The following is a 20,119-nucleotide window of genomic DNA, read 5'->3' on the forward strand; positions in this document are numbered from 1 at the left end:
GACGCTATACAGCTGTCGCTTTTGTCGTTTAACCACAAAGGAGGTTCCTTATCTTGAAAAAATCATCCTGGCTAAAGCCTACTGTACTGCCCGGTTTTGGCTTATCTCTGGGCTTTACCACCTTTTATTTAAGCTTAATAGTGCTACTACCTTTAGCCGCTTTATTGGGCCATAGCCTGACGTTAAGTTGGGCTGAATTTTGGAAAGTAGTGGCCAGCGACAGAGCTATCGCCAGTTATCAGCTGACGTTTGGCGCCTCTTTTATTGCAGCAGCTGTCAATCTGGTGTTTGGTTTGATAGTCGCCTGGGTGTTAGTGCGCTACAACTTCTTTGGTAAAAAGGTGATTGATGCCTTAGTCGATTTGCCCTTTGCTTTACCCACAGCAGTGGCCGGTATTGCACTGACAGCCATTTATGCCCCTAATGGCTGGATTGGTCAGCATTTAAGTGCTTTAGGCATTAAAGCCGCTTACAGCCCTTTAGGTGTCACCTTAGCGCTGATTTTTATCGGTCTGCCTTTTGTAGTGCGCACAGTGCAGCCTGTGCTGGAAGATTTGGAAAAAGAAATTGAAGAAGCAGCCGCCAGTTTAGGTGCGAACCGCTTACAAACCTTTTGCCGTATTTTATTCCCAGCCCTGTTGCCCTCTTTACTGACAGGTTTTGCATTGGCTTTCGCCCGAGCTGTAGGTGAATACGGTTCTGTGGTCTTTATCAGCGGCAATATGCCAATGAAAACTGAAATTACGCCGCTGCTCATCATGACTCGCTTAGAGCAATTTGATTATGCCGGGGCTGCAGCTCTGGGCTCTGTGATGTTATTTATTTCTTTTATTTTATTGCTGCTGATTAACCTGCTTCAACACTGGAGCAACAACAGACATGGAGCTAAAGCATGAGCAGTATCCCACTTCATTCGCCTCATCCGGCAGCTGCCGCTTTACGCAAAGCCACCACTGAACCATTGTGGGTTCGCCTGCTGCTGACCTGCATAGCGCTGTTATTTCTGGTTTTGTTTCTGGTGCTGCCGCTTTTTATTGTGTTTAGCGAAGCATTTTCCCGTGGTGCTGAACTGTATTGGGCTTCAATCAGTGAACCTGCAGCTTTACACGCGATAAAACTCACACTGATAGCAGCCGCTATTGCTGTACCCTGCAACGTGATTTTTGGTCTGGCAGCCAGCTGGGCTATCGCCAAATTTCAGTTTAAAGGCCGGCAGCTGTTGATCACCCTGATAGACCTGCCAATAGCCGTCTCGCCTGTGATTGTAGGTTTAAGCCTGATGCTGATTTTTGGCGCCCGGGGTTATTTAGGCGACTGGCTGATGGATCATGATGTGCGCATTATGTTTGCCGTACCCGGCATAGTACTAGCGACTATTTTTATCACCTTTCCTTTTGTCGCCCGTGAGCTTATTCCACTGATGCAGGAGCAAGGCAGGGAACAGGAAGAAGCAGCTTTAACCTTAGGTGCCAACGGCTGGCAAACCTTTTTCCGTGTCACTCTGCCTTCAGTGAAATGGGCCTTGTTATACGGCGTGATTTTAGCCAATGCCCGCGCTATGGGTGAATTTGGTGCTGTCAGTGTGGTGTCAGGCAAAATCCGCGAGCAAACCAATACCATGCCTTTGCATATTGAAATTTTGTACAACGAATATCAGTTTGCTGCGGCTTTTGCAGTATCGTCTTTGTTGGCTTTATTGGCTTTAGTCACCCTGTTGCTGAAATCTCTGCTGGAATACAAAGCGGCCAAAGATTTGGCCGGTGCACAACAGGCCCATTAAAAAACTTCAGTCAGCAGCCTTCCGGGCTGCTGTGCTGTTTTATATCAGTTCTGATATGCTAGGACGCAACTAATTGATACATAAGGATATGGCAATGGATACTGTCCGCCACATAGCGATAGTGGGTGCCGGATTCAGTGGTACAGCTTTGGCTATACGTTTACTGCAACTTAGTACTGAACCGGTGCGGATCAGTCTTTTGGATCAGCAAGACAGTTTTGGTCCAGGCATTGCCTACAACCCCTACTCCAGCGCACATTTGCTTAATGTTGCCGCTGGTAAAATGAGTCTGTTTGCAGAGCAACCTCAGCATTTTGTCGACTGGCTGCTACAACAACCTGACTACAGACACCATAACCCGGCTTTGCTGGCACAGGCTTATCTGTCCCGTGCTTTATATGGTCAGTATATTCAACAGCTGCTGGCAGAGCAGATCAGCCAACATCCTCGTTCACAACTGGACTGTCTGCAGCGGCGTATTGTGCGGATTCAGCCGCAACAAGATGGTTATCTGCTGACGGATTCCAGAGACCAGCAGTTATTGGCTACGGAAGTGGTATTAGCCTGCGGCAATCAAAGCCCACGTAATTTTAGTTTTTTATCCAGCGCTACCTTACAAAGCGATTTTTATCAGCAAAACCCATGGCAAACACCACAACTGAATACGGCCTCTGACGCACCGGTTTTAATACTGGGTAACGGCCTGAGCATGGTGGATACGGTGCTGGCTTTAAAAGCTCAGGGCTGCACAAAAACTATTCTGTCACTGTCGCCACACGGTTTTCAGATCTTGCCACACCGTCATCCTGGCTTGAGTTATCCGGATATGGTGAAAGAGCTGGAAGGTAAAAGCTGGTCTTTGTCTGAACTGGTTCCTTTGTTTAACAAACACCGCAAAATTATCCGCAGTCTGGGTATTTCAGCAGAGCCTCTGGTGGATTCATTACGTCCGCTGACGCAACAAATTTGGCAGGGCTGGTCACTGAAAGAAAAACAGCGATTTGTGCGCTTACTGCGGCATTTATGGGGCGTTGCCCGTCACAGGCTGCCACTGCATATTCATGATCAGCTGCAACAGTGGCAAATCAAAGGGCAATTGCAGGTACTGGCGGGCCGCGTGCAACGTATTGCGCCTTCAGCGCAAGGTTATCAGGTGCAGTATCAGCACCAGCAGACAAAATACAAACTAACTGTGTCACAGATCATCAATTGCACTGGCCCTGAAACTGATCTCAGTCAGTTAAAACAAGGCTTGTTTGCGCAGTTATTGCAACAAGGTCTGATACAACAGGATAAGCTGAAGCTGGGTATTCAGGTGAAACCAGAGACCTATCAGGTGCGTGATGCACAGGGTGAAGCTCAGGCCGGTTTCTACGCCATTGGCCCTTTGCTAAGAGCACAATTATGGGAAAGCACAGCAGTGAATGAGTTGCGCCAGCAGGCATTGCAACTGGCGCAACTTTTGAGTCTGAAATAGCACAGAGGATCTGGTTAGCTACGGATTTCGCAGCTAACTGGGGTATCTGCCAGAGCTTTTGCAAAAACGCTGTCATCTTCCACATTGTCCTGCGCCACAGCTCCTGTCAGCAAGCCTTCCTGCTCAGCGACCACTAAAGCCACCATAGTATCGCCTGTGACATTGGTAGTGGTTCTGATCATATCGACAATACGATCAATGGCGGCGATAAAAGCAATACCTTCCAGCGGTAACCCCACCACAGATAAAGTCACGGTCAGCATCACCAGCGCAGTGCCTGGTACACCAGCTGTGCCTAATGAAGCTAATGTAGCGGTGCCTACAATCAGCAGATAATCAATAAACTGCAGTTCAATGCCATATAAGTTAGCGATAAAAATAGCGGCGACCGCCGGATAAATACCACCACAACCATCCATATTAATGGTCGAACCCAAAGGTAAAACAAAACCAGCATAGTCTTTGGAAACCTTCAGATCTTCAGTCACGGCTTTGTAACTGGCTGGCAAGGTGGCATAACTGGAGCAGGTACTAAAGGCGACCAACTGCACGGGGAAAATAGCTCTGAAGTAGTCCGTTACTTTCATTGAACTGAAAAAGTGCACAAAACCGCCATAGGTAAGTCCTATATGCAGCAAACAGCCAACATAAATAGCCAAAATAAACTTGCCGAGCGGCAGCAGCATTTCCAGACCATAAGTACCAACCACCCAAGCTATCAAACCAAACACACCAACGGGTGTAAACAGCAATACCAGACGGGTGACTTCAAACATCATGTCGGCACCAGAGCGCACCACCGCAAGCATAGCTGCGCCCTTTTCGCCTATATTGCGCAGCGCCAGTCCAAGCAAAATGGCAAACAACATCACAGGTAAAACCTGTCCCTGCGCCATAGCGGCTATTGGATTTGCCGGTATTAAGTCCACCAACACCTGACTGACAGGGGGAATCACTTTTTCTGTTACTTGTGCTGCCACTAAATTCTGGCCGGTTTCAAATTGAAAGGCGGTGCCAACACCAAGACCTATCAGGCTGGCAATCAGCGCTGTTAGTAAAAATAGCCCCACTGTTTTACTGGCGATACGACCTAAGCCTTTGCCTTGCCCCAGTGAGGTAACACTCAGAATCAGACTAAAAAACACCAGTGGGATCACTAACATTTTAATCGCATTGATATAGGCGGTTCCCAACGGCTTTAATAGCAGTGCATCAGTACCTAAGACTAAACCCGCGATCACACCCAGCGCCATGGCAACTAATACCTGCTGCCAGAGCGCAAATTTTAAATTGATGTTTTTCATAACAAATTCCGAAAAGAGAGGTAGCCAGTATAGGCGCTAAGCCGATCTGGACCAATTCAGTTCTGTTCTAAGCAAGAACCAAAAGGAGCAAGGCGTTAACTGTTACCGTCTCTAAAATATGATATTCACTTTTGGAATATAAATATAGTTTACACAAACGTTTTGATCTAATAGATTGAAGTTGTTGCAGCAACTCACCGTCAGCGAGAAGCGGCAACTACTCTGGTTTGAATGGATTCGAAATTCGTAGAGTGCAAGATGCACTATCCCCACTACGTTCTATTCCTTGTCCTGTTGCTTGTGGTCCACAGTCTTTACCGACTTAAGTGACTACCCCATATAGTGCCCCGCCAACTTTTCGGCGGGGCTTTTTTTTGCTATCAGGACCGGAAGCGGCCAGACAAAAATTCAGCTGGGCTTTAGCATGCACTTACATGTTAAACAGGAACTTGCATATGACTACGATGACCCACTCTTTTGGCGCTTTACATCAACAGCCAGAGCCATTGTTACTTATTAATATCTGGGATCCAGCCAGTGCTGTATTAGCACAGCAGCAAGGCGCAAAAGCCCTTGGCACATCCAGCGCCGCTTTGGCCTGGTCCTTGGGTTACGCTGACGGTCAGCAGCTCCCTGTCGCCGAATTGCTGGCAGCGATACAACGTATCCTGCGAGTGATTCAATTGCCTTTGACTGTGGATATAGAACAAGGCTACAACGACGACCCCTTGCAAGTTGCACAGCTGCTTGTTCAATTGGCAGAGCTGGGTGTGGCAGGTATTAATATTGAAGATGGTACTGCAGAGCCGGAGCTTTTATGTGCAAAAATTCGTGCTTGCCGTGATCTTTTGAAGGGGCGGGTTTTGTTTATCAACGCCAGAACTGATGTTTATTTGGCGCAATTGGCTACAGGGCAAAAAGCGGTTACAGAGTGCAGTAGACGGCTGGCTTTGTATCAAGAGGCTGGGGCTGATGGCGCTTTTGTGCCTGGATTAACGGATTTAGCTGTGGCGAAACAATTGAGCCAGCACAGCAGTTTGCCACTGAATTTAATGGGCAGGCCAGAGGGTGCAACTGTTGAAGATTTAACTGAAGCGGGAGTGAAGCGTATAAGTGCAGGCCCGGCGTTATTTGTGCAAAGTTATCAGGCTTATCAGCAGGCTGTGTTAAGTTTTTTGCAACAAAGCCCGCTTACAGATAAAGCTTTAAATTACGATGATCTAAATAGCCTGTTCAGCTAAATACCTTCACCAAGAAAGACTTTGCTGTAACGGGGCTTAATCCAGGCTTGTTGCCCCAATGATAAACCCAGTTGTTTAAAACGATCCCGGGCCAGCTCAACATGGATCAGTTGCTGGCTGTCTTTGGCTAAAAACTCCAGCCGGACATTGGGGCCTACTATGGTAATCAGGTCTACTTTGGCTTCCAGCGCCTCGTTAGCAGGTTTTAACAACACATCAATTTCATGCGGCCGCACATAAGCAAAACCACTTTCTTCCTGTTCATTGGTAAATTCCGGCGATGCAACAGACAACTGGCCTATTTCGGCTTTGCCTTGTTTAATGCGGGCGTGAAACAAGTTCACATTACCTAAAAATTCATAGACAAAAGGATTGGCCGGATTGTCGTACACTTGCTCTGGTGAGCCCTGCTGCTCAATCCGTCCTTTGTTCATCACCACTATTTTGTCCGCCACTTCCAGCGCTTCTTCCTGATCGTGGGTAACAAAAACGCTGGTGACATGAATTTCATCATGCAATCGCCGCAACCAGCGTCGTAACTCAGCTCTGACCTTGGCATCTAACGCGCCAAAGGGTTCGTCCAGCAGCAGTACTTTTGGCTCTACGGCCAAAGCGCGGGCTAAAGCAATACGCTGACGTTGACCACCTGAGAGCTGTGATGGATAGCGATCGGCTGTCCAGTCCAGTTGCACCAGCTCCAGCAAATGCTGCACTTTTTTACGAATAAGCTCCGGTGAAGGACGATGCTTTTTTGGTTTCACTGTTAAACCAAAAGCGACGTTTTCGTAGACGGTCATATGCTTAAACAGCGCATAGTGCTGAAACACAAAACCCACACCACGTTCTGAAACGTGGCGTCCGCTGATATCCAGATCATCAAAATGGATGCTGCCACTGTCGGCTTGCTCTAAGCCGGCAATAATACGTAACAAGCTGGTTTTACCCGAACCTGAAGGGCCAAGTAAGGCCGTTAGCTCACCGGTCTGAATGGATAAACTGACATTATCGACGGCAACAAAGTCGCCAAATTTTTTATTGATCTGGTCTATATGGATGCTCATATCAGCGCTCTGAGTTCAGGTTGTAGCCAACACAGCTTTTGCTGTTAGTGGCTCAACATCACTTCAGATCCGGTGGTCCGGTGCGCTGAAGCAGGAGAAAAGTAGGTAGGTCGGTTCACTGAGGGAAACAGTCTGAACCCGTATTATAATGAAGGTTTATCCAGACGTAGTTTTTCGTTTTTTTCCAACTGCACTAATTTGCCCTGATGAAACACCAGTTCAATAGAACCAAACTCTACCCGGCCAACCAGCTTTTCCAGTTTATCGAGCAGTTGGTTCAGCAAATCTGCAGATATTTCTTTTGCCGCCATCTCTGTTCTCCTTAAGGACATCTATATGTCTTTAAGCATTAAAGCAGAGCTAACTAATAACTTAAAATACTTTAAAGTAGCAAGGTTATACGAAAAAGAAATATAAGACTGTAATAGAAAAAGGCCAGAGTGGTAGCTCTGGCCTTTTTGTTTGATCCCAACAGATTAGAGATCTGAATAGCTAAAAACAGGTTTTACTTAGTGACGTGGTGCTTCGTCGCCGTCGTCTTCGTCATCATCGAAGTCTTCGCCGTCTTCGTCTTCGCCACCTTCAAAATAGGTGCCCCAGCCGTCGTATTCGACACCAAACTTCTGCGCTAAGGCTTCCAGTTTGATCGCATCTGCTGTGATGCTGGCACCGTCCAGAGACTGTTCACGGATAGCGTCGAATACCCAGGCGGTGCCGCCTTCTTCAAATTCAACTTCTTCGGCGTCTGTGACTTCGTAGCCTAATTTAAAGACTTCAACAGCCAGTTTTTCTAAGCGGGCAAAATCTTCATGGTAAAAATGGTGTTCGATGGTGTATTCCGCATCCGGATCGCTGCCGTCTTCCATCAGTGCAGCTATGGTGTCTTCAGTAAATTCTTGCCAGTTTTCCATGATATTACCCCGTGACAGTCAATGAGTCGGCAGTGTAGTCGGTTGCCACTTCGCTATCAAGCAGCTTGATCTTATCTGCCATCTGTTGCCGTATTGTTTCAGCCAGTTCACGGGCCGGAATTCCTGCATCAGGGTATACAGGCGGCAAAATCTCAATAATGACTCTGCCGTTGTTCCATTTGTTTAAGCGTACTTTGCTGGTGCTGCTCATACAGATAGGTACCAGCGGCACTTTGGCCTGATGGGCAATATGAAAAGCACCGGTTTTAAAAGGTAATAAACCACGGCCATAACTACGGGTGCCTTCAGGAAATACCCACACAGATACCTTGTCCTGCACTATACGATCCACAGCGCCCTGCATAGTGCCTACCGCTTTAGATTTGTTGGCTCTATCGATCAGGATATTGCCACTGAGCCAATACAGCTGACCAAAAAACGGGATCCATTTCAGGCTTTTTTTACCTATGGTGACAGTACCAGGCAACAAGGCTTTGCTGATGGTGAATAAATCATAGTTATTCTGATGATTGGCTAAAAACACACAAGGCATAGCAGCAGTCACTTCAGGTGCCTGACGTACTTCGACTTTTAAACCAAAGATCCAGGCCGCCCAGCCATACCAGCTGGAAAATAACGCTACGTTCGGCGCATAAAAAGGACGAACCAGACAAAGCAGTAAGCCGACTAAGGCACTGAATACAATAAAAATGGCGACCAGCACCAGACGTATAATGGCTAACACAAAAAAGGCCCCTGTATTTTACAAGGGCCAGAGTATAACGGCATTAGTGTTTTTGTCTGGTTTGATCTGTTTCCCGTTGTGGATCAAATTGTAATTCAAGACGGGCGGGGACAAGACCTGCCCCTACAGTTTATTCCGCAGTATCGCCAGCCACTTCACCTGTTAACAGCTCATCGATACGCTGCAAACCACGAGGTAACTTGTTACCACGACGACCGCGCTCACCTATGTAATGCGCTAAATCATCCACCTTAATGGTCATTTTGCGTTTACCTGCCACTAAAGTCACAGCTGTGGCTGCTGGCACTACGGTTAAGAGTTTCAGATACTCTTCGCGACTGGCGGCGCGGGCCGATGGAATAGATAAAATCTTATTGCCTTTACCTTTGCTCAGTTGTGGCAAATCAGCCACAGGGAACACCAGCATGCGACCTTCAGTACTGATAGCCACTACTAAATCCGTTTCCGGGTTTTTGATAGGGATTGGGCTTAATACTTTGGCTCCGGTTGGCAAAGTTAATACTGCTTTACCAGCTTTATTGCGACTGACTAAATCGGCAAAAGTACCAACAAAACCATAACCAGCATCACTGGCCAACAATAACTTCTGGCTGTCTTCAGCCATCAGTACATGCTCAAAGTTTTCCCCTGCCACCAGCGTGAAGCGACCTGTTAAAGGCTCGCCCTGACCACGGGCAGAAGGTAAATCGTGAGCTTCGGCCGCAAAGGCACGACCTGATGAATCGATAAAGGCGGCGTATCTGTTACTTCGTCCAGAAGCTGCCGCTTTAAAACCGTCTCCTGCTTTGTATTGCAGACTGTTGCCGTCGACATCATGGCCTTTAGCGCAGCGCACCCAGCCTTTTTCAGACAGCACTACAGTGACAGGCTCACTTGGCAGTAATTCTTTTTCGCTTAAGGCTTTGGCTTCTTCACGCATTACTATTGGGCTTCTGCGGTTGTCGCCATATTTTTCAGCATCCGACAGCAGCTCTTCACGAATAAGCTTGGTCAGCTTTTTCTCTGAACCTAAAATGCCTTCTAAGTAGTCACGCTCTTTTTCCAGCTCGGCTTGTTCGCCGCGGATTTTCATCTCTTCCAGCTTAGCTAAGTGACGTAACTTTAATTCCAGTATGGCTTCAGCCTGACGTTCGGTAATGCCGAAATGCGCCATTAACACAGGTTTTGGCTGATCGTTTTCGCGGATAATTTTAATCACTTCGTCGATGTTTAAAAACGCGATCAACAACGCCTCTAACACATGCAAACGATCCAGCACTTTATCCAAGCGGAACTGCAGACGACGACGCACTGTGTCGCGGCGGAACACCAGCCATTCAGATAAAATTTCCAGTAAGTTTTTCACCCGGGGCCGCTGATCCAGGCCCAGAATGTTTAAATTCACGCGATAGCTTTTTTCCAAGTCAGTGGTGGCAAACAAATGCGCCATCAGCTGTTCAACGTCTATGCGGTTTGAACGAGGCACTATCACGATGCGGGTTGGGTTTTCATGATCAGATTCATCACGTAAATCACTGACCATAGGCAGTTTTTTCGCGTTCATCTGAGCTGCTATCTGTTCCAGCACTTTCGAGCCTGAAGTCTGATGCGGCAAGGCGGTGATAATAATGTCGCCATCTTCCAGCTGATACAAACCACGCATCTTAATGCTACCGCGGCCTGTTTCATAAATAGCCTGCAGTTCGTGCGCCGGGCTGATAATTTCAGCGTCCGTCGGATAATCCGGCCCCTGAATATACTGCATCAGATCCGGGATAGTCGCTTTCGGGTTATCCAGTAAAAAGGCGGTGGCGTTGGCTACTTCACGGGCGTTATGCGGCGGAATATCTGTCGCCATACCTACAGCTATACCCGTCACGCCATTCAGCAGAATATGCGGCAAACGAGCTGGTAAAGTGCGGGGCTCGTCCATAGTGCCGTCAAAGTTTGGCACCCAGTCCACAGTGCCCTGCCCCAACTCGTTTAATAACACTTCACTGAAACGGGACAATTTGGCTTCGGTATAACGCATGGCCGCGAAGGACTTTGGATCGTCCGGTGCACCCCAGTTGCCCTGACCGTCTACCAAAGGGTAACGGTAAGAAAACGGCTGAGCCATCAAGACCATAGCTTCGTAACAGGCGCTGTCACCATGAGGGTGAAATTTACCTAACACGTCACCCACTGTACGGGCAGATTTTTTGTACTTCGCCAAATGCGATAAACCCAGTTCTGACATCGCATAAATAATACGACGTTGTACTGGTTTTAAACCGTCGCCAATAAAGGGCAAAGCACGGTCCATAATGACGTACATCGAATAATTCAGGTAGGCTTCTTCAGTAAAGCGACGCAGCGGCAGCTGCTCAGTCCCTTCATTGGATATCATAATATCTGTCATTTTTTGCTTCCGTTAACCAGCCTGATTTGATTGTTGTTTTTCAAGCGTTTGGGCTTGCAACTGAGCCTGGCGACGCGCCAGTTGCCACAGCAGTAATACCAGCAAGACTAAACTGGTGCAGCCAAACAGCCCTATCCATAACCACTGGTTTTGTCTTTTGCGTTCAGCTTCCTGCAAGCGCAGGGCCTGTAATTCATTGTCTTTGGCCAGTAGCTCATTTTGTGCTTGCTGGCGCTGTGCATCAAAACCTAAGCGCAGTTTTTCCACCGACAGCTCATGTTCTTTATTGCGTAATTTGTGATAGCCCTGAAAAAACTCATTCAGATGCTCATAGGCTTTTTGATAGCGACCCGAATCCGCTTCCAACCGTGCTTTTAAATTCAGGATCCACAACTGGCTGGACTGATTGGCACTGTTTTCTTCTTTACTTAAGCTAAGTTCAGCCTGAGCCAATTCCTGACTGGCCAAAGAAATCTGGCCCAACTCACGGTAAATCAGAGCTTTTTCATAGTGGTGCATCGAGTTTTGATAAGTCGACTCTAAACCAGGCAAATACTGTTCAGCTTTTTCGATATAAGCCAAGGCTGCATCCAGCTTCTCATTGTCTTTACTGGTCGACGCCAGCCCCAGATAGGCAAAATACAAATTGGCCTGATCCTGCTGCGCTATCGCCAGTTGCAGCAACTGATCATAACTTTGCATGGCTTTGTCGTATTGTTCGGTATAGCTGTAACTTCTGGCTAAATTAAACAACACATCCATTTTATCTTTTTGCCAGCCTAAAGCGTCGTAGCCTTCGATCGCCTTTTCCATAAAATCTATGGCTTCTTTATCAAAACCAAGGCCTACGTAAAGCAACCCGAGTTCAGCATTTACATAAGCCAGAATTTCCGGATCTTTTAACAGCACAGCTCTGTCGTAACTGCTTTTCAGCAACACCAGAGCTTCCTGGAATTTATCCTGAATGCTGTAGATAGCGGCAATATTAATGTCGGCTTCGATATGCAGTTTTTCAGCGTTCAACTTTGCGGCCAAAGCCGAAGCCTGCTGATAATAATGCAAGGCCTGCTGATACTGACTTTGCATCTCGAGAGCAAAACCTAAATTGTTCCAAAAGTCGATGGTGGTTAAATCCCGGCGTTCCCCCAGCAAAGCCAGACCGCGTTCAGCCACGTCCTGCTGCTGCTGGTGTTTACCTAAACTTTCGTAGACATCTGCCAGTTGCAATAAATACTGTACCTGCAGCTCGCTTGGCCAATCGCCATAAGCGGCCTGTTGCTGTTGCAGCACCACTAACATTTGCTCTGGTTGTTGAGCTTTTTGTTGCTTCACCTGCACCAGCCATTCAGGCATTACGGCCTCATTGGCCTGTAGTCCAAAAGCAAGACAGCAGCAGAGGCTTAACAGTGTTCCCCATAAACTGAGGTATTGTTTTTGTTTCATCTGTAGTCCCTCAGGCAGACAACTTAAAGCTACACAGCCACTATAGCGCGGTCACCTTTCATCTCCAGCCAATCTTTTCTATCTGGAGCACGCTTCTTCGCAAGCAACATATCCATCATTTCCATCGTCTGCACCAAATCATCTATGGTCAGTTGCACCAGTCGTCTGGTGTTCGGATCTATGGTGGTTTCGCGCAGCTGCAACGGGTTCATTTCACCCAAACCTTTAAAACGTTGCACGTTGATTTTGCTACGTTTTTTCTCAGCCTCTAAGCGGTCAAGAATGCCTTTTTTCTCGTCCTCATCCAGCGCATAAAACACTTCTTTGCCGCAGTCGATACGGTACAAAGGCGGCATAGCCACATAGATATGACCAGCTTCCACCAGCGGGCGGAAATGGCGCATAAACAAAGCACACAATAAGGTTGCGATGTGCAGACCATCCGAGTCGGCGTCGGCCAGAATACAAATTTTGCCGTAGCGCAGTTGGCTTAAATCAGCTGAGTTTGGATCCATGCCAATGGCCACAGAAATATCGTGTACTTCCTGTGAACCTAAAATTTGCTCAGATTCCACTTCCCAGGTATTCAGAATTTTACCGCGCAGTGGCATCACGGCCTGGAATTCACGATCCCGAGCCTGTTTGGCAGAACCACCAGCTGAATCCCCTTCGACAAAAAACAGTTCAGTACGGTTTAGATCTTGTGATGAACAGTCCGATAACTTGCCAGGTAAGGCTGGGCCAGCTGTCACCTTTTTGCGGATAATTTTTTTCGCAGCACGCAGGCGTTTTTGCGCGTTATTGATACAAAACTCGGCCAGTTGCTCAGCAATATCAGTGTGTTCGTTCAGCCACAAGCTAAAGGCGTCTTTCACCACACCGCTGATAAAAGCCACCGCCTGACGTGATGAGAGTTTTTCTTTGGTCTGGCCGGCAAACTGTGGTTCCTGCATTTTTAACGACAAAATATAACTACAGCGGTCCCAGACATCTTCAGGAGTTAACTTAATGCCCCGTGGCAATAAATTACGGAATTCACAAAAATCGCGCAGCGCTTCTAACAAACCCTGACGTAAACCATTAACGTGGGTACCACCCTGAGCCGTTGGGATCAGGTTGACATAACTTTCTGTCACCAGCTCGCCACCTTCAGGTAACCAAAGCACAGCCCATTCCACAGCCTCATGACTGGCGCTTAAGCTGCCGACAAAAGGCTGCTCAGGCAGTGCTATCATGTCTTTGACCGCATCCATTAAATAATCACGGATACCGGCCTGATAACACCACTGATAACTCTGATTATTGACCTTGTCGTCAAACTTGATGGTAAGGCCTGGACACAATACAGCTTTGGCTTTCAGTACATGCAGCATGCGGCTGACAGAAAACTTAGGCGAATCAAAATAATCCGGCGCAGGCCAAAAGCGTACTCTTGTGCCTGTATTACGTTTGCCTACAGTGCCGGTAATCGCCAGTTCACTGACTTTATTGCCATGCTCAAAAGCTATTTCATAGACATTGCCATCACGGCGTACCGCTACATCGACCCTGCTAGACAAGGCGTTGACGACAGAAATACCTACGCCGTGCAAACCACCTGAGAACTGATAGTTTTTATTAGAGAATTTGCCACCGGCATGCAAACGACACAGGATCAGTTCAACACCTGATACCCCTTCTTCCGGGTGAATATCCACGGGCATACCACGGCCATTGTCTATGACTTCCAGCGACTGATCCTCATGCAGAATCACATGCACTAAATCGGCATGGCCAGCCAAAGCTTCATCGACGCTGTTATCTATCACTTCCTGACCTAAATGGTTAGGACGGGTGGTATCGGTATACATACCTGGACGGCGCTGTACTGGCTCAAGGCCTGTCAGCACCTCAATGGAATCGGCGTTGTATTGCTGGTCTGTCATAAGGCAAACATCACTTTTTTGATGACTAAATCACTCATTGAATATACCCAAAGTAATCTGAGTATCACTATCTGCTCTTTGCAGCTACTTCAAATAGGGTATAACTGTATTAACAACCAGTTGTTTTACGCTAATTGGCAAAACTTGACAATAGCAGGCAGGCAATTGGCATAGCCCTGATAACTGTGATCACCACCTGATTGCACATCCACTGTACAACCTGCATAAAACTGCACCGCTTTGCGATAATCCAGCACTTCATCCCCTTCCTGCAACAGCACCAGATAACGCTCCAAAGCCGAAGGTTTATGCTCCAGTTCAGCCAGCAGCGGCATATGCTGTGATTCAACTTTGAAATCCTGTTTCAGTACCGGATGATGATAAGTACCAAAATGCTGACTTAACAGCTCATAAGGTGCCACAGCAGGGTTAATCAGCGCAGCATAACAGCCGGTTTGTTCCGCCAGATAAGTACCTAAAAAGCCACCTAAAGAACTGCCTATCACCGCATCAGGACGACGGCCATTCAGCGCTTGCTCAATTGCGGTTACAGCTTCTTTTGGCGTGTAAGGTAAATCCGGCATCAAGAGTTCCACATCTGGCAACTGCTGCTGGAAAAAAGCTTTGGTGATTAAGGCTTTTTCGGACTGAGACGAGCTGGCAAAGCCATGTAAATAGACAACAAGTTTAGACATTTACCCTTCCAGAAATTGCCAACGCACCGCCGTATCAGCATTAGCATTGGCATTAAAAATCCATTCAATATAACCAGGACGAGCAGCAACAGGCTGATAATCCGGTGTTAGCAGAAACTGCACTGAACTGGCAGGACACCCCACCAGGTGGATACCTTGCTGTATTTTGGCATAGGCATAATGACAATGACCATGGGAAAAACCTTTAATCCGCCGATCAGAGCCGATGATCTGCCACAAAGCTGCCGCGTCGAGCTGAATATGCTCATCAATAAAACTGCCCATAGGGCTGATATGATGATGACAAAACAACCAAACGGCGGAATCAAACGGATAAGACAACAACTGCTGCTGCAACTGCTGTTGTCGTGCTGTATCAAAATAGCCTGCCGGTGTTGGCCCTTTGCTATTGAGTAAACAGAGCCGCCAGTCGCCCAGGCTTAACTCTGTATCCCCACAAAAAGGTGTTGATGCAAAAGCCCTCTGCATCAATTCCATATCATCATGATTACCTGGCAGATAAAACACAGGGCAGGACCAGTCACTAAACAGCTGCGTGATCAGTTGATAGGACGCAAGGCTATGATCCTGAGTTAAATCTCCGGTCAGAATAACAGCATCTGGCTGATTGGATTGAAGTTGAGATAACAGCAGTTCCAACTGGCGATAAGGCTGTACGCCACAAAACCAGCCCTCTGGTTCAGCCACTAAATGACAATCAGAAATATGCACCAGACGATAAGAATCTTTTTTGGCAAAGACCACAGCCATCAGGCCAATAAACCTGTGTTCTGATAACCACGGCGTGAGCACAAATTCAGCCAGTCGCGCAGCAACAAATTAATCTGCCGTTTTTCATCCGGCAGCAACATATCCACATTCGGATAACTGTATACGGCTTTGAGCTGGCGCACCTGCTGACAAGCCAATACTTCAGCCAGTCGCGCATCGTGATACAAACGCACTTCAAAACGCGGTTTAAACCAACCAACCATAGACTGACTAATCAATTCAATACTGACAGTCGTAGTGTATTTACACAGCTCCAGCAATTCCACCTGATAACTTTCACTGGCATTGATATGAATTAGACAACGCTGGCCCTGACGCTGATTACCAGGTAAGAAAAAACGCAGCTGTGCGTAATTGCGCTCACATAAACTGAGAAAATCAGGCAGGTAAGGCACATAACGTTTTCGGGCCAAATTTGGCATACCAGCTACTTAACCTCTTTAACTCGTGTTGTGATCATGTAAGTTATACAGCCCAGCTTTTGCGAACTTCATCCAGATTCAAGGCTAACCATTGCAAGGCTATGACAGTTGCAGCGTTATCTATTTTTCCAGCCTGTAAAAGTTGCATCGCGGCCTGACGTGACAAGCTATGAACTTTAATATCTTCCTGCTCAGATGCCAAGCCATAAACCCCGGTTTCTACCGCGTCTGTCAGTCGCGCCAGCACTAAATGAATGCGTTCTGTACTACCGCCCGGGCTACTTTGATAACTAAGCATAGGCCAGAATTCTGTCAGCTTCAGACCAGCTTCTTCTTCCGATTCACGTTGTGCAACTTGTTCAACAGTTTCCCCTGTCTCAATCATGCCTGCTATCGCCTCCAGCAACCATGGACCGTTTGGATTCTGTAGGGCGCCGATACGGAATTGTTCAATTAATACCAGACTGTCATTTTTTACATCATAAGGCAGCACTATGACCGCATGACCGCGCTCAAATAATTCGCGCTTTACTTCGCTGCTCCAGCCACCGTTGAATAACTTGTGCTTTACTTTGTAGCTGTCAACCCGGAAAAAACCCTGAAAAACTGTGTTCTGGTCGAGTATTTTTACATCAGACGAGTGAAAGGATGGATAATTTTCTGGCTTGAAATCAGGCATTTGAAGACTCACATTCTGTTACACTTGAAGCTATGTTGTTTACGCTTTAATCATTACTTAGTTAATACCAACAAGGTATTATTGGCTCACTTTCGCAAAACTATGGACTTTCGGTTATGAAAAAAACCTTGTTAGGCACGTTGGTAGTCTCGGCACTGGCTCTTCTGAGTGTGCAGGCGAATGCCGAAAATTTGCAAACCATTTATCAGTTAGCTACCAAAAAAGACCCGCAGGTATTAAAAGCTTCCGCTACCCGTGATGCAGCCAAAGCGGGGATCGATGTGTCTAAAGCCAGGTTATTACCACAGGTGAATTTGAGCGCTGGCGCTAACAAATCCTACAGTGACCAGTTGGATAACGACACAGGTGGTCAATACAAGTCAGAAAGTACCACTACCAATGCGGGTATTAGCTTACGTCAATCAATCTTTGACTGGAGCCGTTATGAAAACCTGTCTATTGCTGAGAAAGTGGCAGTACAAGGTCAGACCGCTTATGACGCTGCAGTACAGACGCTGATCGTCCGGGTTTCACAATCTTATTTTAATGTATTAACAGCTGAAGATAATTTAAGTTTTGTCGTGGCTGAAAAACGTGCTATTGAACGTCAGTTAGAACAAACCAAACAACGTTTTGCAGTAGGTTTAACCGCCATTACAGACGTACATGAAGCTCAGGCTCAGTATGACAGCGCTGTTGCTCGTGAAATCAGCGCACAAAATGATTTAGAGACAGCGCGTGAGTTTTTGCGGGAAATTACCGGTGAATACCATGCTCAGCTGGATCCATTAAACACAGCCCGTTTCAGCACTAGTCAGCCAACACCAAACAATCCACAGGATTGGGTGGAAACAGCGCAGGACAATAACCTGGAGCTGAAAATCCGCAAGCTGTCTTTAGATATTGCTGAAAACAATATTCAGATCGCCCGCTCAGGTCATTACCCAACTGTTGATCTGACGGCTCAAACAGGCTTCAACAACAGCACCAGCGAAAACCGCGATACAGGAGCTGGCTTTAATTCACCACGTTCAGACAGCAGTTCTGTGGGTATTGAGTTAGTTCTGCCGTTGTACGCTGGTGGTGGCACTGTCGCTAACGAAGAAGTAGTTCGTGCGAACTACGTAGAAGCAGCTGAAGATTTAGAGCTGAGTCACCGCAGCGTGATCCGTCAGGTTCGCAGCAACTACAACAACGTCGGCGCGCTGATTTCCAGCACCAAAGCTCTGGAACAAGCTGTAGTTTCAGCAGAAAGTGCGTTAAAAGCCACAGAAGCAGGTTTTGAAGTAGGTACCCGTACTATTGTTGACGTATTACAAAGTACCCGTAACCTGTTTGATGCACGCCGTAACCTGTCCAAAGCACGTTACGACTACATCCTGTCTGTTTTAGCCTTAAAACAAGCAGCTGGCACTTTAACTGAAGAAGATTTATTCACTGTAAACAAAGCCTTAGGTAACTAAACTTCTTTTCAGGCTGTCTCACTTGAAGCTGCGATTGTGGCTTCAGGTGAGCCTGTTCCTACCAGTTAGCGCTTTTTTCCCCGCTTTTTTTCGTTACAATAGCCGCACTTTTTTTGCCCGAGGATTTGCTGTGGTTCATGTTCCACGTTTTACCATTGGTTTTTTACACCCTAAACACTGGCCCTTATGGTGTGGTTTAGGCCTGATGTGGATCCTGCTGTGGTTGCCTTACCCTGTGTTAATGAAAATGGGCGAAGGTGTCGGCTGGTTGCTGATGAAGGCAATGAAATCCCGGGTGAAAGTCACTCGTCGTAATCTGGAGTTATGTTTTCCTGATATGCCAGAAGCCGAACGTGAAGCTTTAGTAAAACAAAACTTTAAAGAAACCGGCAAAGCAGCCTTTGAAACCTTTATCGGCTGGTGGTGGCCAGATTGGCGCGCCCGTCCTTTGTGTCATTTCACAGGCAAAGAACATATTCAGAACATTTTAGATCAGGGCAAAGGTGTGCTGCTGCTCAGCGGTCATTTTTTATCGCTGGAAATGATTGCCCGTACCTTTGGTTTTCATTGCCCCGCCGTAGGCTTTTATCGCCCTAACGACAATGAAATTATGGAGTACTTCCAGTATCACGGCCGCGTGCGATCGAACCGCTACCTGATTGGTAAACGGGATGTCCGCACCATGATCAAAGCCTTAAACGAAAAAGAAGTGTGTTTTTATCTGCCGGATCAGGACTATGGTCGCAATAAAGCTGAGTTTGTGCCGTTTTTCGCCGTAAAAGAAACAGCCACCACCACAGGCACTTTGTTGTTTGCCGGCAGTGCTAATTGTGAAACTGTACCTATTCATTGTTACCGTTTACCTGGCTATCAGGGTTACCGTGTCGACGCCTTGCCCGCCTTTGAAAATTTTCCAAGTGGTGATGACAAAAACGACGTTACCCGCGTCAATCAATGGCTGGAGCAAGGTGTTTTAGCTCACCCTGAACAATACATGTGGCTACACCGCCGCTTTAAAACCCGACCAAATCCGGACGATCCAAGCCTGTATTAACAGTAGCAGCTGCAACTTTCATCCAAGCATGGAAGTTGCAGCGCAGCGTTAAGGCAGGCTATGATGCAGTGACGCTGACCAGGGATAAAAGCTATGTGGTTTTGGATCAAGCACTTATTGCTTGCAGCTTTGTTGTTTATACTTGCTGCTATTGTGATGTTTAAACCGGAATTGCTGTTTTTCAAGCCGGAGAAACTGTCTGAAAAAAGCTCTGAGGCGGTCAAAGGCTTTACCAATTTTTACAGCAATATTCGTAGTTCTTTTACCAATAAAGACGAAGACTCCGCTGACTTTGTGATTGAACTCACTGAAGATCACAGCAACCTGATCCCGCTGTTACAAGACAGAGCCAACCGTATGGTCGCTTTGCCAGAAAACTGGAAAGGCAATGAAATCGACAGACGTTTCCGGGTTGGTGATACCTTAAAAACAGTACTGACCATGCAAGGCAGGAAAGAAGGGGTTGAGCTGTTTTGGGTTTTATCCAAAGACTACAAAGTAAAACACTATTTCCAGACCGACTTCAGTTACATCAGCGCAATTCAGGAAGCTTCACAAGCTATTTCCTCTGACTTTGAACAGCCGGTGCAAGCTTACTTCTGCAATGTATCCAGAGCCGTCGTACTGACAGATAAAATCATTCCGTTTTTGCAGCAAAATTGCATCAATATCAACGCGCCACGCCGCAGAGTAAATAGCTGATTTATACTCTACGTTGCATGGCAT

General features: G+C 46.9%; 19 protein-coding genes. 7 read left to right on the forward strand and 12 right to left on the reverse strand.

The genetic code is table 11. The features are described 5' to 3' along the window. Positions 1 to 53: 53 nt before the first annotated feature. The 3 genes from cysT (at position 54) to OM978_RS17785 (ending at position 3,257) form a co-directional block, all read left to right on the forward strand. Positions 54 to 896, forward strand: coding sequence for a sulfate ABC transporter permease subunit CysT (gene cysT / locus OM978_RS17775; RefSeq protein WP_264343623.1), 843 nt, complete (start codon positions 54 to 56; stop codon positions 894 to 896). Further along, on the forward strand, positions 893 to 1,780 hold the full coding sequence (gene cysW, locus OM978_RS17780; protein ID WP_264343624.1) for a sulfate ABC transporter permease subunit CysW: 888 nt from the start codon (positions 893 to 895) through the stop codon (positions 1,778 to 1,780). Before cysT ends, cysW begins: the two co-directional genes overlap by 4 nt. A gap of 94 nt (positions 1,781 to 1,874) precedes the next feature. Beyond that, the gene (locus OM978_RS17785; protein WP_264343626.1) at positions 1,875 to 3,257 is read left to right on the forward strand and encodes an FAD/NAD(P)-binding protein; all 1,383 of its coding nucleotides are present in this window, start codon (positions 1,875 to 1,877) and stop codon (positions 3,255 to 3,257) included. A gap of 14 nt (positions 3,258 to 3,271) precedes the next feature. On the opposite strand, the gene OM978_RS17790 is transcribed toward OM978_RS17785, so the two are convergent. Continuing rightward, a complete protein-coding gene (locus OM978_RS17790; RefSeq protein ID WP_264343627.1) occupies positions 3,272 to 4,561 on the reverse strand; it encodes a dicarboxylate/amino acid:cation symporter in 1,290 nt (429 codons plus the stop codon). 455 nt (positions 4,562 to 5,016) lie between these two features. On the opposite strand from OM978_RS17790, the gene OM978_RS17795 reads away from it, so the two are divergent. Further along, entirely contained in the window at positions 5,017 to 5,802 is a 786-nt protein-coding gene (locus OM978_RS17795; protein ID WP_264343629.1) for an isocitrate lyase/PEP mutase family protein, read from the forward strand. On the opposite strand, the gene OM978_RS17800 is transcribed toward OM978_RS17795, so the two are convergent. The 11 genes from OM978_RS17800 to nudF all read right to left on the reverse strand — a co-directional run bounded on the left by OM978_RS17800 (position 5,799) and on the right by nudF (position 16,876). Then, positions 5,799 to 6,863, reverse strand: a complete 1,065-nt coding sequence (locus OM978_RS17800) for a sulfate/molybdate ABC transporter ATP-binding protein (RefSeq protein WP_264343630.1) — start codon at positions 6,861 to 6,863, stop codon at positions 5,799 to 5,801. The two genes, OM978_RS17795 and OM978_RS17800, sit on opposite strands and share 4 nt — an antisense overlap. Before the next feature lie 143 nt (positions 6,864 to 7,006). Continuing rightward, on the reverse strand, positions 7,007 to 7,174 hold the full coding sequence (locus OM978_RS17805; RefSeq protein ID WP_233008186.1) for a YezD family protein: 168 nt from the start codon (positions 7,172 to 7,174) through the stop codon (positions 7,007 to 7,009). Positions 7,175 to 7,372: 198 nt separating this feature from the next. Next, positions 7,373 to 7,774, reverse strand: a complete 402-nt coding sequence (gene rraB, locus OM978_RS17810; protein ID WP_127684634.1) for a ribonuclease E inhibitor RraB — start codon at positions 7,772 to 7,774, stop codon at positions 7,373 to 7,375. 4 nt (positions 7,775 to 7,778) lie between these two features. After that, the gene (locus OM978_RS17815) at positions 7,779 to 8,519 is read right to left on the reverse strand and encodes a 1-acylglycerol-3-phosphate O-acyltransferase (protein ID WP_264343631.1); all 741 of its coding nucleotides are present in this window, start codon (positions 8,517 to 8,519) and stop codon (positions 7,779 to 7,781) included. 130 nt (positions 8,520 to 8,649) lie between these two features. Further along, the gene (gene parC, locus OM978_RS17820; RefSeq protein ID WP_264343632.1) at positions 8,650 to 10,920 is read right to left on the reverse strand and encodes a DNA topoisomerase IV subunit A; all 2,271 of its coding nucleotides are present in this window, start codon (positions 10,918 to 10,920) and stop codon (positions 8,650 to 8,652) included. 12 nt (positions 10,921 to 10,932) lie between these two features. After that, positions 10,933 to 12,273 carry a tetratricopeptide repeat protein gene (locus OM978_RS17825; protein WP_264343633.1) on the reverse strand — a complete coding sequence of 447 codons (1,341 nt, stop codon included), beginning with the start codon at positions 12,271 to 12,273 and terminating at the stop codon, positions 10,933 to 10,935. Positions 12,274 to 12,392: 119 nt separating this feature from the next. Next, positions 12,393 to 14,288, reverse strand: coding sequence for a DNA topoisomerase IV subunit B (parE, locus tag OM978_RS17830; RefSeq protein ID WP_264343634.1), 1,896 nt, complete (start codon positions 14,286 to 14,288; stop codon positions 12,393 to 12,395). A gap of 125 nt (positions 14,289 to 14,413) precedes the next feature. Further along, positions 14,414 to 14,983, reverse strand: a complete 570-nt coding sequence (locus OM978_RS17835) for a YqiA/YcfP family alpha/beta fold hydrolase (protein ID WP_264343636.1) — start codon at positions 14,981 to 14,983, stop codon at positions 14,414 to 14,416. After that, on the reverse strand, positions 14,984 to 15,754 hold the full coding sequence (locus OM978_RS17840) for a metallophosphoesterase family protein (protein WP_264343637.1): 771 nt from the start codon (positions 15,752 to 15,754) through the stop codon (positions 14,984 to 14,986). Further along, on the reverse strand, positions 15,754 to 16,197 hold the full coding sequence (locus tag OM978_RS17845) for a DUF1249 domain-containing protein (protein ID WP_233008179.1): 444 nt from the start codon (positions 16,195 to 16,197) through the stop codon (positions 15,754 to 15,756). Before OM978_RS17845 ends, OM978_RS17840 begins: the two co-directional genes overlap by 1 nt. Positions 16,198 to 16,240: 43 nt before the next feature. After that, the gene (nudF, locus tag OM978_RS17850) at positions 16,241 to 16,876 is read right to left on the reverse strand and encodes an ADP-ribose diphosphatase (RefSeq protein WP_264343638.1); all 636 of its coding nucleotides are present in this window, start codon (positions 16,874 to 16,876) and stop codon (positions 16,241 to 16,243) included. Between the two features lie 116 nt (positions 16,877 to 16,992). Here nudF and tolC point away from each other — a divergent pair, with 116 nt between their 5' ends. From tolC to OM978_RS17865, 3 genes are all read left to right on the forward strand, one after another. After that, on the forward strand, positions 16,993 to 18,339 hold the full coding sequence (tolC, locus tag OM978_RS17855; RefSeq protein ID WP_264343639.1) for an outer membrane channel protein TolC: 1,347 nt from the start codon (positions 16,993 to 16,995) through the stop codon (positions 18,337 to 18,339). Between the two features lie 130 nt (positions 18,340 to 18,469). Further along, positions 18,470 to 19,393: an LpxL/LpxP family Kdo(2)-lipid IV(A) lauroyl/palmitoleoyl acyltransferase gene (gene lpxL, locus OM978_RS17860; protein WP_264343640.1), complete on the forward strand. Its 924-nt coding sequence runs from the start codon at positions 18,470 to 18,472 to the stop codon at positions 19,391 to 19,393. Between the two features lie 93 nt (positions 19,394 to 19,486). After that, complete coding sequence (locus OM978_RS17865; RefSeq protein WP_264343641.1) at positions 19,487 to 20,095, forward strand: toxin co-regulated pilus biosynthesis Q family protein; 609 nt, start codon at positions 19,487 to 19,489, stop codon at positions 20,093 to 20,095. Positions 20,096 to 20,119: the final 24 nt, after the last annotated feature.

It is taken from the genome of Rheinheimera sp. MM224, assembly GCF_947090785.1.
Lineage (GTDB): Bacteria > Pseudomonadota > Gammaproteobacteria > Enterobacterales > Alteromonadaceae > Pararheinheimera.

What these genes read in the sequence shown, in the direction of transcription:
- cysW (WP_264343624.1), top strand. Translation starts at nt 893, where the DNA reads ATGAGCAGTATCCCACTTCATTCGCCTCATCCGGCAGCTGCCGCTTTA.
- OM978_RS17785 (WP_264343626.1), top strand. Translation starts at nt 1,875, where the DNA reads ATGGATACTGTCCGCCACATAGCGATAGTGGGTGCCGGATTCAGTGGT.
- OM978_RS17790 (WP_264343627.1), bottom strand. Translation starts at nt 4,561, where the DNA reads ATGAAAAACATCAATTTAAAATTTGCGCTCTGGCAGCAGGTATTAGTT.
- OM978_RS17795 (WP_264343629.1), top strand. Translation starts at nt 5,017, where the DNA reads ATGACTACGATGACCCACTCTTTTGGCGCTTTACATCAACAGCCAGAG.
- OM978_RS17800 (WP_264343630.1), bottom strand. Translation starts at nt 6,863, where the DNA reads ATGAGCATCCATATAGACCAGATCAATAAAAAATTTGGCGACTTTGTT.
- OM978_RS17805 (WP_233008186.1), bottom strand. Translation starts at nt 7,174, where the DNA reads ATGGCGGCAAAAGAAATATCTGCAGATTTGCTGAACCAACTGCTCGAT.
- rraB (WP_127684634.1), bottom strand. Translation starts at nt 7,774, where the DNA reads ATGGAAAACTGGCAAGAATTTACTGAAGACACCATAGCTGCACTGATG.
- parC (WP_264343632.1), bottom strand. Translation starts at nt 10,920, where the DNA reads ATGACAGATATTATGATATCCAATGAAGGGACTGAGCAGCTGCCGCTG.
- OM978_RS17825 (WP_264343633.1), bottom strand. Translation starts at nt 12,273, where the DNA reads ATGCCTGAATGGCTGGTGCAGGTGAAGCAACAAAAAGCTCAACAACCA.
- parE (WP_264343634.1), bottom strand. Translation starts at nt 14,288, where the DNA reads ATGACAGACCAGCAATACAACGCCGATTCCATTGAGGTGCTGACAGGC.
- OM978_RS17835 (WP_264343636.1), bottom strand. Translation starts at nt 14,983, where the DNA reads ATGTCTAAACTTGTTGTCTATTTACATGGCTTTGCCAGCTCGTCTCAG.
- OM978_RS17840 (WP_264343637.1), bottom strand. Translation starts at nt 15,754, where the DNA reads ATGGCTGTGGTCTTTGCCAAAAAAGATTCTTATCGTCTGGTGCATATT.
- OM978_RS17845 (WP_233008179.1), bottom strand. Translation starts at nt 16,197, where the DNA reads ATGCCAAATTTGGCCCGAAAACGTTATGTGCCTTACCTGCCTGATTTT.
- nudF (WP_264343638.1), bottom strand. Translation starts at nt 16,876, where the DNA reads ATGCCTGATTTCAAGCCAGAAAATTATCCATCCTTTCACTCGTCTGAT.
- tolC (WP_264343639.1), top strand. Translation starts at nt 16,993, where the DNA reads ATGAAAAAAACCTTGTTAGGCACGTTGGTAGTCTCGGCACTGGCTCTT.
- OM978_RS17865 (WP_264343641.1), top strand. Translation starts at nt 19,487, where the DNA reads ATGTGGTTTTGGATCAAGCACTTATTGCTTGCAGCTTTGTTGTTTATA.